This window comes from Methanohalobium sp. (genome assembly GCF_018609725.1).
GTDB lineage: Archaea > Halobacteriota > Methanosarcinia > Methanosarcinales > Methanosarcinaceae > Methanohalobium.
In genome coordinates this window covers 1-14,243 of the sequence record NZ_JAHENT010000108.1, presented here as the reverse complement: position 1 = coordinate 14,243, position 14,243 = coordinate 1, and the positions used below count along the sequence as shown (strand labels likewise).

Below are 14,243 nucleotides of genomic sequence, written 5' to 3'. Positions count from 1 at the left end.
TTGAAGTGCTGAAAGATACAAAACTACCTGTAGAATGCGGTACAGGTGCACTGACCAAGATGAACAGAATAAAAATGAACCTGCCGAAAGACCATCACTTCGATGCGTGCTGTGTAGGTAAATCCACACCGGATGAACTCAGATTCAAAATAGATTCAATCTTATATATCCATGCTAAAGGTAGAGGTAGCTACAAGAGATGCAAACTGGATAAATACGGCTTCCCGAGAAGACCTGCACCAAGAATCAAATACATATTCGGTTTCCAGTCAGGAGACATCATAAAAGCAGTTGTCCCGAAAGGAAAATACAAAGGTATCTGGAAAGGTGCAGTTGCATGCAGAAGCAGCGGATATTTCGACATCAAAAGCGGTGCTAAAAGGATTGCACAGGGTATAAACCACAAATATTTCAAACTCGTACAGAGGTTCGATGGATATACCTATCAATTAGACAGATTAAACTTAAACTCAAATCCAAATACTGATGGTCGCAATTCCTCCCACTGTTAAAACAGTGGGCTTCCTTGCGATGTTTCTCGTGATTCAGACTATAGAAACACTTGACACTTATAGAGAAATGCTAACAAGCATGCTTGACCTTTATCTATCAAGCATCAACAATAGAATGAATGAAGTGATGAAGGTTTTGACTATTGTTGCCACCATATTCATACCACTTACATTTATAGCAGGAATCTATGGTATGAATTTTGAATACATGCCAGAACTATATTGGAAATGGAGTTACCCGATATTATGGATGATTATGGTTTCAGCAAGTCTGTTTATGTTTGCTTATTTTAAAAAGAAAAAATGGTTGTAAGTTGGTTAGAAACCGCCACGTCCAAGTTCTGCGTGTGCTCGTGCCAGATGTCCAGCAGCCTGAGCTCCTATAAGGGAAATTTCACCGGCAAGAACAGAAGATGCAATTATTTCTGCCAATTTCTTAGCATTTGAACCCGGGGGATGGCCAGAACCAGCTACACCAAGCAGGTCGAGGCAGTCTTTCTGTGTTCCTATACCTGTTCCGCCGCCAACAGTACCTACCAGCAGGGATGGAAGTGTTACTGAACAATATAGATCCCCATATTTGGTTACCTCCATTGTCGTGATGGTATTGCTACCTTCCACTACATGTGCAGTATCCTGACCGCAGGCTATATTCATAGCAGCGATTACATTTGCAGCATGTGCATTGTATCCAAGCGAACCAGCACGTGCTGAACCCAATAGGTTTTTTCTGTAGTTTACTTCTGCCATTTCTTCAGGAGTGGATTTTAACCGGTCTTCTATTATCTTTTTCGGAATTTCAGTTTCTGCAACTACAGTTTTACCTCTGCCCTGTATGCTATTGATAGCGGCTGGTTTTTTATCGGTGCACATATTGCCTGAAAGAGATATCGGATCAGCACCAAATTCATCTTCTATAAGGTCGACAAGGGTATTTGTGGCTATTGTAACCATGTTCATGCCCATGGCATCTTTTGTGTCATAGGAAAATCTCAGATACACTGTATTGCCCAGTACATAGGGGTCAACATCAATAAGTTCACCATGGCTTGTGATATCGCTTATTTTATCCTGCATATGTTTGATTGTATCTGGTTTTTCTATCCACTCTACAAATTCCTGTGCTCTTGCTACATTTTCGACTTTAAACGCGGGAGCTCTGGTCATCACATCTTGGAATATTCTAACATTTGCACCGTCTGAACGGGTTATTACTGAGCACCCTCTATTAATACTTGCAACCAGTGCACCTTCAGTAGTTGCAAGAGGTATGTGATAATCTCCATCTGCATATTCACCATTAACTTTTAATGGTCCAGCAACCCCAAGAGGAATCTGTACCGCACCTATCATATTCTCGATGTTTTTCATTGCCACTTCTTCAGCATCGATATTATGATTCTGAATATTTTTAAATGAGATACCTGACATTTCTTCCACTGCCTGTCTTCGCAGTTTAACAGCTGTATTTGCATCGGTATATTTCTCGATTTTTCGGAGTGACACTTCCCCTGATTTTATTTTTTCAAACAATTCATCTTCTTCCATTCTGGTTTCATTTTCCTGTTCCATGAGTAACTAACACCTTTGAAGTTGAAAATATATTGGCTATTTTGATATTAAATTTCCTGTAACCAGGCAAATTTCCCCACGACTAAAGCCGTCAGTAGTATTTAACCCATGGTACTTTTTCTTATTGATGATACAAATATTTCACTCTATATGGTTATTTATAAAAATGAAAGTATAATTATCTGTTCAATATCCATAATTCTGGAAGAGATTTAATATGCCAGTAGTAATAAACTCTATTGCTATAGCTGCCAATAACAGTCCCATGATTCTTGTAAAAACCAGCATTCCAGTATACCCCATAATTTTGTATAGACGTCTTGAAAAAATGAATACATAAAATGTTATTATAAAGGTAGCAATGATTGCCATAATAACTACTAATTTATTCAAGGTTGTATCAGAATTGCCCATAAGGACAATTACTGTTGTGATTGCCCCCGGTCCGGTTAGAAGAGGAAGCGCAATAGGGAATATCCAGACATCTTCTCTGTCTATATATTCTGAGATTTCGTTTTTTGTTATACTTTCTCTTGATATTTTAGCATGCATCATATCCAGTGCAACTGTAAAAAGTAAGATTCCACCTGCTATTCGTAGAGAATCAACACCGATTCCAAAAATATTTAGAACAAAATTACCGGTTAGAGCAAAAGCCAGAGCAATAACACACGCAAGTAGAACTGCACGTTTTGCTACAATATTTTTTGTTTTATCATCCATTTTATTTGTCAATGAGATGAAGGTTACAACCGCTGCAAGAGGATCTACAATGACAAATATAGATACAAATGCAAAAACAAAAATCCCCACATAGTCCATACAATAAAATATCTAACAGACATATAAAAATTAATGGGGTTAACAAAAGGCATTGTAACTGAATTCTGAAACTTTATTTCCAAAACCATATTTCTTTTAACATTATAACTTATAACCAAACTTTAGGTTTGATATTTGGGGTATATCAGACAGGAGGGGGTATATATAAGAACAGAATGCTATAATATTAATGATACCTATAATCATTTGAACAGATTATTTAATCATAAGATCTTCAAATTTCTGGTGGAAGTGAGGTATATAATAGCATTTTATATCATTGGTGATATTCTGACAACATGGTTTGCTATAACCAATGGATATGGTTTTGAAGGTAATAGCCTGCCTTCAGCAATAATTTCTGAATATGGTTTTGTAGGGCTTACCATGTTGAAACTGATGGTTCTTCTGTTCCTGTATATTTGTTATGTTATGGATAAAAAATCAAAAACAGGGTGGAAATTTGGAAAGCATACAGTTAATATAATGGGTATTGTTCTTGTTGCAAGTAACCTTGCAGTGATTATATTTGGTCAAAGCATCTTCGGTATTGCTGGTGTGGTTTAAGTTAAAATAAAAAGGGATGTAAAAGTTATTTATTCAATTTTTTCAAATTTTGATTTTGGAGCGCCGCATATAGGACATACATCAGGTGCTTCATTTTCGACGGTGTTTCCACATACCTGGCAGACGTAGTAATCAACTTCTTCATTGTTGCCCATGTTATCCAGTGCTTTCTGATATAAATCAGCATGAATCTTTTCAACTTTATTTGCTACGTCAAAACTCCATTCAGCTTTTGTTTGTTCTTCCTCTTTTGCTTCTTCTATATAACCCGGATACATCTGTTCAAATTCAAAGGTTTCGCCGTTTATAGCTTCCTGTAAGTTATCATTGGTGCTTTTAACTTCGTCAAGTATATCCAGATGATTGTGAGCATGTACAGTTTCTGCAGCTGCGGCAGCCCTGAACAATTTAGCTATTTGTTTATATCCGTCTTTCTCGGCTTTTTTTGCAAAAGCAAGATATTTTCTGTTTGCCATTGATTCGCCTGAAAAAGCATCTTTTAAATTATCAGTTGTACTCATTTAAATCTCCCTCCATTTAATTTACATGTGTATTCTGGATATTGTTTTTAATATATTAGATTAACTAATAAAACATTAATTAAAAGTTAATTTCTATTATTAAACATGGTGAACATACTGATAATATATATGAACAGTTGTTTTAACTGTTTGTTCATTATAATAAGATATTAAGTAATATTTTAATTAAATATTTCCAGCTGTTAGCTATCCCATATTTCCAATCAATACTAAATTGATTGGATTTTACTTATTCTTCTCTATTTAGAAACTATTCCCAGTTTTACGGGTTAACATTATATACCACATAGATTTTTTTGTATCATAAACCTCATAACTCGATGTTATCTACAGGATATGTAGTCTATATTTTAAGTTGTGCATAGAGGATTAAACATCATGCTGGACACACTTCAAAAATCGCTGGAAAAATCTCCTGTGATTAAAAAGAACAATTACTATTACTTTATAAATCCTATAACCGATGGTATCCCTTTGGTAGAGCCTGAATTATTACAGGAAATAGCCAATCATATAGTTGAAAATACCAAAATGAATGTGGACAAAATTGTTTCAATCGAAGCTATGGGTATCCCTATTGCAACCTCACTGTCTCTTAAATCAGGTATTCCACTATCTATAATTAGGAAAAGAAAATACGGTCTGGATGGTGAAATTGCAGTATCACAGAGTACAGGATATTCAAAAGGTCAACTTTACATTAATGGAATTGAAAGCGGTGACCGTATACTGATAGTGGATGATGTTGTCAGTACTGGAGGTACTCTCCAATCTATTATCAAAGCGTTGATTGATGCAGGAACCATAATAGATGAGGTTGTGGTAATTGTTGAACGCGGTGAAGGGGTACCAAAATTAAAAGAGATGAAGATACCTGTCAAATCCCTTATTAAAATCAATGTGGATGAAAAAGGTGTTTCAATAAGGGAGGTAAATGGTGGCAAACAATGAAAGGTTTGAATTTCAAATACATCATTTGATTGACATTATAAATAAAACAAAAGCTTGTGTTGTAGGTTTACAATTACCAGAGGGATTAAAAAGAAAGTCTATTGATATAGCATCACAATTGGAACAATCTACAGGTGTAGAGATCATAGTATCCGCAAATCCCTGTTATGGGGCATGTGATATAGATACTGATATATTGGATAATGTGGATATTCTTTTCCATTTTGGACATTCAGAACTTGATGACTGCAAATACAACGAAAAAATTTACTACATCAAAGCGGCTTCTGAAATAAATATTTCAGGAATTGTCAAACAGGCGATGGAAAATATTAAAGCTTACTGCATAGGGGTTATCACTACAGTCCAGCATGTACATAAACTGGAAGAAGTGCGTAAAATTATTGAATCCTATAATAGGGAATGTATAATCCAAAAAGGAGATACAAGGATTGGCTACCCTGGACAGGTTCTTGGGTGCAATTTCTCATCGGCTGAAATAGATGAATGTGATGAATATTTATACATTGGCAGTGGTGAGTTTCATCCGGTAGGAGTTGCGGTTGCAACCGGTAAACCCGTCATGGTTGCAGACCCGTTTATGGGTAAAACATATTATGTAAATTCATCCAGAATATTGCGCCAGAGAAGTGCTGTTATTGCAAAGTCACTTGATTCATCTACCTTTGGAATTGTTGTTTCATCAAAAGTTGGACAATATCGTATAGAACTGGCGAGATATTTAAAAAGCCTTGCAAAAAAACATGATAAAAAGGCATATATTTTGACCATGGATCTTGTAACTTCCGACCAATTATTACAATTTAAAGTGGATGCATTTGTTAATACTGCCTGTCCCAGAATAGCAATCGATGAAGTGGGACATTTTCCTTCTCCAATGCTTACACCTCAGGAATTTGAAATAGTACTTGGAGAGCGTAAATGGGAAAAACTGGTATTTGATGAAATAAGAGGTGTACAATAATCCGATGAAACAGCGAAAATTAGAAATGTTGCTTGAGCAGGTTGAAGGTTTCGATAGTCCAGATGTATCACTGGAACAATATACTACACCTGCTCCAATCGCTGCTGAATTGCTTCATTTTGCATATATGAAAGGTGATATTAAGGACACAGTATATGATCTTGGATGCGGAACAGGGGTTCTTGCTACTGGAGCAAAATTACTGGGTGCTGAAATAGTAACAGGATTTGATACTGACCACTATGCTCTCCAGATCGCTGATAAAAATGCCAGAAATATGAATGTAGACGTGGATTTTATATGTAAGGATATAAGTAATATATCAGGTGAAGCACAGACAGTGGTCATGAATCCCCCTTTCGGTTCACAGGTAAGAGGTAGTGATCGACCGTTTTTATCAAATGCTTTAAAACTGGCAAATGTTATATATTCTATACACAACAAAGGAAGTAAAAATTTTATTGAAAAATTCATAAGCCCCGCTGTTATTACAGACTGGTACAGAACTGGGTTTCCGTTAAAACGAACATTTAAATTCCATAAAAAAGATGTAGAACAAATTGAGGTTGAAATCTATCGAATCAGTCAGTCTCTATAAAAACTGATTTTTATAACTATTATTACAATTAACCCAACGAGGGATTTTTATTAGAATAAGAAAAAGACTTTCAAGAAGGAAAATAAAAACTTCTGATGATAAAAAACCTATAAATAAATCCGATAAATCTATAAATACACAGGATAAAAATTACGAACCTAATGACACAACTGAATTCAAGGAGAAAAAAAACATCAGCGAAGATGGAGAGATGACACTGGAGTCAGAAGAATTAGAGGAACTTGAAGACTATGAATCTAATTTTGTGATGCCGGGTGATTTTGTAGGAACTACTGAGGAATATATACCCGGTGAAGGGACTTACATGTATCACGGGAATATACATTCACTTGTTGCAGGAGATGTTGTTGTTGATGATAATTCCCGTTCAGTATCAGTGATTCCGAATACAAAAACACCACCTTCCATAAAAGAGGGCGACATTGTTATCGGTGGAATAACCGATGTTCGCGATTCAGTAGCTATAGTGGGACTTGAAGCAATCAAAGACGAAGGAGAGAGAGAATTTCAAGAGTCCCGACCTGCTGCGATACATGTATCCAATGTAAAAGATGCTTATGTCAAAAAGCTTTCAGATGAGTTTGCACCATTTGATATTGTAAAGGGAAAAATTAAAAGTGCCAAAAATCTAAGTCTTAGCACTTCTGAAGACTCTCTTGGAGTTATGAAAGCCTACTGCACAAACTGTAGGAATGCAATGGAAAAAGACAATAATAAACTCAAATGTCCCAATTGTGGAAAAACCGAGAAGCGAAAAATATCTTCTGATTACGGAACAGGTATAATCTGAAGTTTTTTAAGGTGAGATAATGGAACTAAAAATTTTGAACAAAACTGATTATGAAATAAACATGGAGATACATGGAGAAGACCATACCCTGCTTAATGTTTTAAAATCAATACTTCTTGAAGACAGCAGAGTTGAAATCGCCTCATACGATATGAAACATGTTAATGTAAGTGAACCTATACTGTATGTCAAAACTGATGGTACAGACCAGGTTACTGTTATCAAAGAGGCTTTATCAAAACTCATCTCCCGTTGTGATGAGTTTAATGAAGTATTCAGCGAAGCAGTTAAAGCCTGTTGAAATCAACACCTGAATGTCAAGTAACATATTGTTGGATGGCTTGACCATTTTTTTTATATATAACTTGTATCAATTTTACCAATTCACAGTGTGAATTAAACATGTATACGAGAGGAATAAAAAGATGGCACTTGATGAATCATCACTGCAAAAATTTGGGTATATGGAACGTGAACCTTTAAACGCCATCAATATAGACCCATTACAGACAGGTGGAATACTGACAGATGAAGCCCGGCAAGCACTTGTCCAGTGGGGGGATGGATATTCAGTATGTGACTTCTGCCCAGGAACACTTGACCAGATTAAAAAACCAAAAATCAAAGATTTTGTTCATGAAGCTTTACCGGAATTCATAGGGGCAGATGAAGTTAGAGTGACAAATGGAGCCCGTGAGTCCAAATTTGCTGTCATGCACTCAGTAGCTAACGAAGGGGACTGGATTGTTCTTGACAATCTGGCGCATTATTCATCACATGTAGCTGCACAGCGTGCACGGTTGAATACTGAAACTGTATCCAGCACCGGTCATCCTGACTACTGGATAGACCCAGAGGGATACGCAACAGCTATTGAAAATGTTATAGATGAGAATGGTAAACCGCCTTCAATGGCACTTCTCACCTACCCAGATGGTAATTACGGAAATCTGCCTGATGCAAAAAAAGTTGCATCTATCTGCCATGAATATGATGTGCCACTGCTTTTAAACTGTGCATATTCTATCGGCAGAATGCCAGTAGATGCCAACGATATAGGTGCAGATTTTATTGTAGGTAGTGGTCATAAATCAATGGCTTCATCAGGACCAATAGGAGTTTTAGGTGTAAGTGAAGAATATTCTGATATAGTGTTTAGAAAGTCACCTACACATAAAAAGAAAGAGATAGAATTACTCGGATGTACTGCACGTGGTGCTACATTAATGACAATGATTGCTTCATTCCCTAACGTTGTGAAAAGAACCCGTGAATGGGACAGGGAAGTTGAAAATGCACGATGGTTTTCTGAAAAACTTGAAAATTTAGGGATGACCCAAGTTGGTGATAAGCCACACAACCATGATCTCATGTTCTTTGAGGCACCAAACATATACGAAATCTCCCAGAAAGCAAAATCCGGACGCTATTTCCTTTATAAAGAATTAAAATCCAGAAATATTCATGGTATAAAGGCAGGACTTACCAAGTTTTTCAAATTGAGCACTTTCGGAGCCGGACGTGAAAATCTATCTACTGTTGTAGATGCATTTGATGAGATTATTAAAAAATACGAATAAATTAGAGGTTTTATATGGGCAAACAAAATTACGGGTTCAGTACTAGAGCAGTACACGCAGGTCAGGAGCCAGACCCTACAACAGGTTCCAGAGCTGTTCCCATATATCAGACTACATCCTACAATTTTAAAGATACAGACCATGCTGCAAGACTTTTTGGTCTGAAAGAATTTGGGAATATATATACAAGAATCACAAACCCTACCAACGAGGTTCTGGAACAACGAGTGGCATCTCTAGAAGGGGGTGCTGGAGCATTGGCAGTTTCATCAGGTATGTCTGCTATCACACTGGCAGTGCTTGGAATCACTCAACCAGGTGATGAAATTGTTTCTGCAGACAACCTTTATGGTGGTACTTACCAGTTGTTCAATAATACACTTCCAAACCTTGGCAGAAATGTAAAATTTGTAGATTCTACAAAACCTGAGGAGTTTAAAAAACAGATAAACGAAAACACTAAAGCAATTTATACCGAAACCATAGGGAATCCAAAATTGGATGTTCCTGATTTTGAACAAATAGCAGATATTGCTCATTCTGCCGGTATTCCGCTGATAGTGGACAATACGGCAGGAATAGGTATTTCACAACCGATTAGTTTTGGTGCTGATATTGAAGTCCTGTCAGCAACCAAGTTTTTGGGTGGACACGGAACTTCTATAGGTGGATTAATTGTTGATTCTGGAAATTTCAACTGGAACAATGGCAAGTTCCCGGAACTTACTGAACCTGATCCCGGCTATCATGGATTAAAATACTGGGAAGAATTCGGAAAGATTGCTTTTATTGTAAAAATGCGTGTTCAGCTTCTGCGTGACCTTGGAACAGCCCTGAGCCCTTTCAATGCCTTTCTGTTTTTACAGGGTCTGGAAACACTCCCACTGAGAATGGAAAAACATTGTGATAATGCCTTCAAAGTAGCCAAATTCCTTGAAAAACACCAAGACGTAGAATGGGTAAATTACCCGGGACTTGAAAGTCATCCGACACATGAACGTGCAGGAAAGTATCTCAATGGTAAATACGGAGCACTTATTGGATTCGGTATTAAAGGCGGACTTGAGTCTGGGAAAAAATTTATTGAGAATGTTCAACTACTCTCACATCTTGCCAATATTGGAGATGCAAAAAGCCTTGTTGTTCATCCTGCATCTACAACCCACCAACAATTAACCGAGGAAGAGAAGAAATCTACAGGGGTTACTGATGATTTTATCAGGTTGTCTATTGGTATAGAAGATGCTGAAGACATTATTCAGGATATAGACCAGGCACTGGAGTTGTCCCAGAAAGTATGAAATACAAATCAATAGGTAATGTTGAAATACAATATTATCAAATACCGGAAGAGCTTGTCCTTGAAAGCGGTAAAAAAATAAAGGATGTAACTCTTGCCTATGAAACCTATGGAACTTTGAACTGGGATAAAAGTAATGCTATCCTTGTATGTCATGCCCTTACAGGTGATGCTCATGCAGCAGGATGGCATGAAGGTGATAGAAAACCCGGGTGGTGGGACATAATAATAGGCCCCGGTAAAGCCCTTGATACACGGAAATATTTTATAATCTGTTCCAATGTCATCGGGGGCTGCAAAGGCTCAACAGGTCCTTCATCGATTAATCCGGATACAGGAGAACCCTATGGGCTTGATTTTCCAGTAGTTACAATAAAAGATATGGTAAATGCTCAGAAAAAACTAATAGACTATATGGGTATTTCCAAACTTTTAGCAGTTATAGGAGGGTCGATGGGTGGACTTCAGGTTCTTCAGTGGAGTGTATCATATCCAGACATGGTAAAAAAGGCAATTCCAATAGCTACAGCCGGATATTCCACACCCCAGCAGATAGCTTTCAATGAAGTTGGGAGGATTGCTATAGTTTCTGACCCCAATTGGAACAGTGGCAATTATTACGGTGAAAAACAACCGACACATGGACTGGCTCTTGCAAGAATGATTGGTCATATTACCTATCTCAGTGACCATTCCATGCATCAAAAATTTGGAAGGAGATTGCGGGATAAAAACGAATACGATTTCGATTTTTCCAGAGAATTTGAAGTTGAAAGTTATCTGCACTATCAAGGTTTAACATTTACCGAAAGATTTGATGCGAATTCTTATCTGTATCTTACCAAAGCTATTGATTATTTTGATTTGACAGAAAACAGTTCCCTTGCAGAAGGTTTAAAAAATGTAGAGGCGAAATTTTTGATGATTTCGTTTACATCTGACTGGCTGTATCCTCCATATCAGTTGAGAGAAATTGTTATGTCTTTAAGTGCCAACAACGCTGATGTGACCTATAGAGAAATCGAATCCAATTACGGACACGATTCATTCTTGCTGGAAAGCGGACAACTAAATTATGTGCTTAATAATTTCCTTTCACATACTTATGTTTCAGATATAATGATTGAGGATATAGCGACAATCAAAGAGGGAATAAGCATAGATGAAGCAGCCAGAGTAATGTTTGAAAAGGAAATTACTCATTTACCGTTGGTATCTTCAGATAGTAAACTTGTCGGATTGGTAACATCCTGGGATATTTCAAAATCAATCGCTTTGAAATCAGACAACCTTGATGAGATAATGACAAAAAATGTTGTAACTGCCCGACCTGATGAACCTATTGAAAAAGCAGCGGAAAAAATGGAAAGTAAAGATATTTCTGCACTTCCAGTGGTTGACGAAAATAAACGAGTTATTGGTCTGGTTACAAGTGAAGATATAAGCAGGTTGATTGAGGAATTTTAATCCAGATGTTTTTAAATCAGGGCTTCCTTAAAATATATATGTATGCTGGATAAATGGGAAACTTTCAACTGGAGATATATTCCTCTTATTCTTTTTACTGTTTTCCTGATGATATTTATTATCTTTGAATTATCCGGATTACTAACCCTTGAAGATGCAAAAAACTGGGTTCTATCATTCGATTCACTTGCAGGACTGGTAATAATACTAATGCTTATTATTGACCTTGTTATTCCTGTACCTTCTTCTGTGCTTATGACTCTTGCAGGTTCTTTGTATGGTTTTTTCTGGGGTGTTTTAATCGGGACTTTGGGCTCACTGCTTGCATCAATAACTGGTTTCTGTCTGACAAGATATATCAGGAAACGAAAAGCTTTAACTTTTATCGATGAGAGTGAACAGAAATCGATGAATAAATGGTTTACACAATGGGGTGAAGGCATCCTTATACTATCACGTATGGTACCCATGCTAACAGAAACCATGTCATGTTTTGCCGGATTGACAGGAATATCATTTTTGCGTTTTCTGGTTATTATTATTATAGGCACGATACCGGTGACTGTTTACTATTCATATTTCGGTAGCCATCTGCATAGTGTATCCGAATGGTCGTTTCCTCTTGCCGCCGGTGTAATCATTCCCGGTATATTATGGATATTTCTCCATAAAAAGATAAAAAATACCTGAATCCAGAAATATTTATATATGAATAGTATTTTATTGAGGAGTGATAAAAAAATCTTTCCTATTATCTATGGATGCTGATTCTAATATATCTCGGAAACAAATTATAGCTGTATTTATTCTACTTGCAGGACTATCAGGATTGATTTACCCGATTTTAGCTGACCAAAACCAAGCTCATAATTTTAAATCCGAACAGGTCCTTTTCGAACTCTCTCAAAATAGAACAATGGAAGGATTATTATATATCCCTGATAGTGAAGGTCCTTTCCCGGTAGTTTATTTTGGAGCAGGTTCGGGTGCTGACCCAATCCAGTATTCGCATTATGGAGATGATTTTGCAAGACAGGGATTTTTAACTCTGATTCACGGTCCTTCACGAAGTTCTACCAGTTTTCCATCTAAAGTTCACTGGGAGATAGTACATGGGGATGAGTTTCTGTTCAACCGTTCGTTGAGAGAAGATATTAATGTTCTTTCGCAACTGGAATCAAGGCATGACACAGATTCTGATAGGATTGTTGTGGGTGGGCATTCAGGAGGTGCAAATGGTGCATATCGGATTGCTCTTGAAAAACCTGATGTTTCAGGAGTGATTGCTATTGCAGGACGTTTCCCTCCTGAAAATATAGATGAACTTGAAACAAACCTTTTGCTTGCTACTGGTGGAAAGGATACACTTGTTCCTCCAGAAAAACTTGAAGACATCGCATTCAATGTTACAGGAAAACATTTGAACAGAAATGAAGTTGCTGGTGATTTTAAAGACAATAACGCCACCAAAATATTTGTGTCTGAATCTTCAGGACATCTTACAGAAGCTTTTGATGATAAACTCATTGAGGAATCTGTTAGGTGGGCACTTTATTCTGCAGGAAATGATGCATCTGGTAATATAAACATTGAAACCAAGTCATCCAGAACAGTTTTACTGCAGTTTTTATCAGGTATAGTTATGTTTATGGGCGCCGTTTGGCTATCCGGTTCATACAGCTATAAATTTAATAATAAGAGATTGTTCAGATTCTTGATACCGGTAATTGTTTTTGTTATCTTTTATATTGTTCTGCTTTCAACGATATCCAGACAGTTTATCCAGTTAGAACCCGCAGGTTGTCAATGGTTTCAGTATCTGTTAATTGGTGTAATTGCATCAACAATTGGTGTTGCAGCAACCAAATTATCTAATGTTTTCAAAACTTTGAATAAAAAGGAATTTGCATTTGATTTGTTCTTCCTTTTAATTACATGTGTATCGTTTGTCCTGATATCCACACAGTTTGTAATATTCCAGCTTGTTACATCAGTGGTGCTTGGTAGTTTATTGTTCCTGTTTTTATCTTTTATCTCACTACTTTTGTGGAAATCAGGTATGGATTTGAGACAGCGACTTATTTTTAATATATTGGCTGTCGTCTGGTTGCTGCCTGTTCTTGTTCCACCGTATTGATTTCTGGAATAATTTTAAATACAAATAAGGATTACAGTCACAGTGAGAAATAATCTAAAAAAGTGCACTTTTTATCCGAGTATATTCAGAAACCTTTTACAGAGGCAAATGTAGATGATATAGAGGCATATATCGGGTATATTGAGAGGACTATATCATGAGAAGGGGTGTAGGGGTCAAAGGAAACCAACGGTTTCAACCGTTCTCCTTAGATCAAAACACTCTAAATTAAAAAAATTTAGAGTTAAACTTAAATCAGAGATTTAAGTTGTTTTAAGGATATCTTTAAACTTTGTTTAAAGAGTGATGAATCGTACCCCGCTGATGTCTGATTAACTATAGATTTTTTGAGATAATCGCTAACAGTAGTTAAAATTTATATAGCTTCAAAACATATAA

Annotated in this window: 14 protein-coding genes and 2 pseudogenes; 13 read left to right on the top strand and 3 right to left on the bottom strand. The window is 36.7% G+C overall.

Going from position 1 to position 14,243, the window contains the following annotated elements; translation table 11 throughout:
• A pseudogene (locus tag QZ276_RS07220) lies at positions 1-512 on the top strand (HNH endonuclease); the annotation flags it as partial.
• Positions 513-543: 31 nt separating this feature from the next.
• A pseudogene (locus QZ276_RS07215) lies at positions 544-825 on the top strand (CorA family divalent cation transporter); the annotation flags it as partial.
• A gap of 5 nt (positions 826-830) precedes the next feature.
• Here the strand turns inward: QZ276_RS07215 and hmgA are convergent.
• Positions 831-2,084 (bottom strand): hydroxymethylglutaryl-CoA reductase (NADPH), encoded by a 1,254-nt coding sequence (gene hmgA / locus QZ276_RS07210; protein ID WP_292486653.1) that lies wholly within the window; start codon positions 2,082-2,084, stop codon positions 831-833.
• Positions 2,085-2,270: 186 nt separating this feature from the next.
• Complete coding sequence (locus QZ276_RS07205) at positions 2,271-2,906, bottom strand: MarC family protein (protein ID WP_292486651.1); 636 nt, start codon at positions 2,904-2,906, stop codon at positions 2,271-2,273.
• 252 nt (positions 2,907-3,158) lie between these two features.
• Between QZ276_RS07205 and QZ276_RS07200 the strand changes: the two genes are divergently transcribed.
• Positions 3,159-3,473, top strand: a complete 315-nt coding sequence (locus QZ276_RS07200) for a DUF5658 family protein (protein ID WP_292486649.1) — start codon at positions 3,159-3,161, stop codon at positions 3,471-3,473.
• Between the two features lie 29 nt (positions 3,474-3,502).
• Here QZ276_RS07200 and QZ276_RS07195 read toward each other — a convergent pair whose 3' ends face one another.
• Complete coding sequence (locus QZ276_RS07195) at positions 3,503-3,994, bottom strand: rubrerythrin family protein (protein ID WP_292486647.1); 492 nt, start codon at positions 3,992-3,994, stop codon at positions 3,503-3,505.
• Between the two features lie 399 nt (positions 3,995-4,393).
• Here QZ276_RS07195 and hpt point away from each other — a divergent pair, with 399 nt between their 5' ends.
• From hpt to QZ276_RS07145, 10 genes are all read left to right on the top strand, one after another.
• Complete coding sequence (hpt, locus tag QZ276_RS07190; RefSeq protein ID WP_292486644.1) at positions 4,394-4,966, top strand: hypoxanthine/guanine phosphoribosyltransferase; 573 nt, start codon at positions 4,394-4,396, stop codon at positions 4,964-4,966.
• Positions 4,950-5,951, top strand: coding sequence for a diphthamide biosynthesis enzyme Dph2 (gene dph2, locus QZ276_RS07185; protein ID WP_292486642.1), 1,002 nt, complete (start codon positions 4,950-4,952; stop codon positions 5,949-5,951). The genes hpt and dph2 overlap by 17 nt, the downstream gene beginning before the upstream one ends.
• A 4-nt stretch (positions 5,952-5,955) precedes the next feature.
• Entirely contained in the window at positions 5,956-6,549 is a 594-nt protein-coding gene (locus tag QZ276_RS07180; protein ID WP_292486640.1) for an METTL5 family protein, read from the top strand.
• A 211-nt stretch (positions 6,550-6,760) separates the two neighbouring features.
• On the top strand, positions 6,761-7,360 hold the full coding sequence (locus QZ276_RS07175; RefSeq protein ID WP_292486638.1) for an exosome complex RNA-binding protein Csl4: 600 nt from the start codon (positions 6,761-6,763) through the stop codon (positions 7,358-7,360).
• 19 nt (positions 7,361-7,379) lie between these two features.
• Entirely contained in the window at positions 7,380-7,661 is a 282-nt protein-coding gene (locus tag QZ276_RS07170) for a DNA-directed RNA polymerase subunit L (protein ID WP_292486636.1), read from the top strand.
• Between the two features lie 124 nt (positions 7,662-7,785).
• The gene (pscS, locus tag QZ276_RS07165) at positions 7,786-8,940 is read left to right on the top strand and encodes an O-phospho-L-seryl-tRNA:Cys-tRNA synthase (RefSeq protein ID WP_292486634.1); all 1,155 of its coding nucleotides are present in this window, start codon (positions 7,786-7,788) and stop codon (positions 8,938-8,940) included.
• A gap of 14 nt (positions 8,941-8,954) precedes the next feature.
• Positions 8,955-10,241 carry an O-acetylhomoserine aminocarboxypropyltransferase/cysteine synthase family protein gene (locus QZ276_RS07160; protein ID WP_292486633.1) on the top strand — a complete coding sequence of 429 codons (1,287 nt, stop codon included), beginning with the start codon at positions 8,955-8,957 and terminating at the stop codon, positions 10,239-10,241.
• Positions 10,238-11,707 (top strand): homoserine O-acetyltransferase, encoded by a 1,470-nt coding sequence (locus QZ276_RS07155; RefSeq protein WP_292486631.1) that lies wholly within the window; start codon positions 10,238-10,240, stop codon positions 11,705-11,707. The genes QZ276_RS07160 and QZ276_RS07155 overlap by 4 nt, the downstream gene beginning before the upstream one ends.
• 42 nt (positions 11,708-11,749) lie before the next feature.
• A complete protein-coding gene (locus QZ276_RS07150; RefSeq protein ID WP_292486629.1) occupies positions 11,750-12,397 on the top strand; it encodes a TVP38/TMEM64 family protein in 648 nt (215 codons plus the stop codon).
• 40 nt (positions 12,398-12,437) lie between these two features.
• Positions 12,438-13,844: a dienelactone hydrolase family protein gene (locus tag QZ276_RS07145; RefSeq protein WP_292486627.1), complete on the top strand. Its 1,407-nt coding sequence runs from the start codon at positions 12,438-12,440 to the stop codon at positions 13,842-13,844.
• Positions 13,845-14,243: the final 399 nt, after the last annotated feature.

What these genes read in the sequence shown, in the direction of transcription:
- hmgA (WP_292486653.1), bottom strand. Translation starts at nt 2,084, where the DNA reads ATGGAACAGGAAAATGAAACCAGAATGGAAGAAGATGAATTGTTTGAA.
- QZ276_RS07205 (WP_292486651.1), bottom strand. Translation starts at nt 2,906, where the DNA reads ATGGACTATGTGGGGATTTTTGTTTTTGCATTTGTATCTATATTTGTC.
- QZ276_RS07195 (WP_292486647.1), bottom strand. Translation starts at nt 3,994, where the DNA reads ATGAGTACAACTGATAATTTAAAAGATGCTTTTTCAGGCGAATCAATG.
- hpt (WP_292486644.1), top strand. Translation starts at nt 4,394, where the DNA reads ATGCTGGACACACTTCAAAAATCGCTGGAAAAATCTCCTGTGATTAAA.
- dph2 (WP_292486642.1), top strand. Translation starts at nt 4,950, where the DNA reads ATGGTGGCAAACAATGAAAGGTTTGAATTTCAAATACATCATTTGATT.
- QZ276_RS07180 (WP_292486640.1), top strand. Translation starts at nt 5,956, where the DNA reads ATGAAACAGCGAAAATTAGAAATGTTGCTTGAGCAGGTTGAAGGTTTC.
- QZ276_RS07175 (WP_292486638.1), top strand. Translation starts at nt 6,761, where the DNA reads ATGACACTGGAGTCAGAAGAATTAGAGGAACTTGAAGACTATGAATCT.
- QZ276_RS07170 (WP_292486636.1), top strand. Translation starts at nt 7,380, where the DNA reads ATGGAACTAAAAATTTTGAACAAAACTGATTATGAAATAAACATGGAG.
- pscS (WP_292486634.1), top strand. Translation starts at nt 7,786, where the DNA reads ATGGCACTTGATGAATCATCACTGCAAAAATTTGGGTATATGGAACGT.
- QZ276_RS07160 (WP_292486633.1), top strand. Translation starts at nt 8,955, where the DNA reads ATGGGCAAACAAAATTACGGGTTCAGTACTAGAGCAGTACACGCAGGT.
- QZ276_RS07155 (WP_292486631.1), top strand. Translation starts at nt 10,238, where the DNA reads ATGAAATACAAATCAATAGGTAATGTTGAAATACAATATTATCAAATA.
- QZ276_RS07150 (WP_292486629.1), top strand. Translation starts at nt 11,750, where the DNA reads ATGCTGGATAAATGGGAAACTTTCAACTGGAGATATATTCCTCTTATT.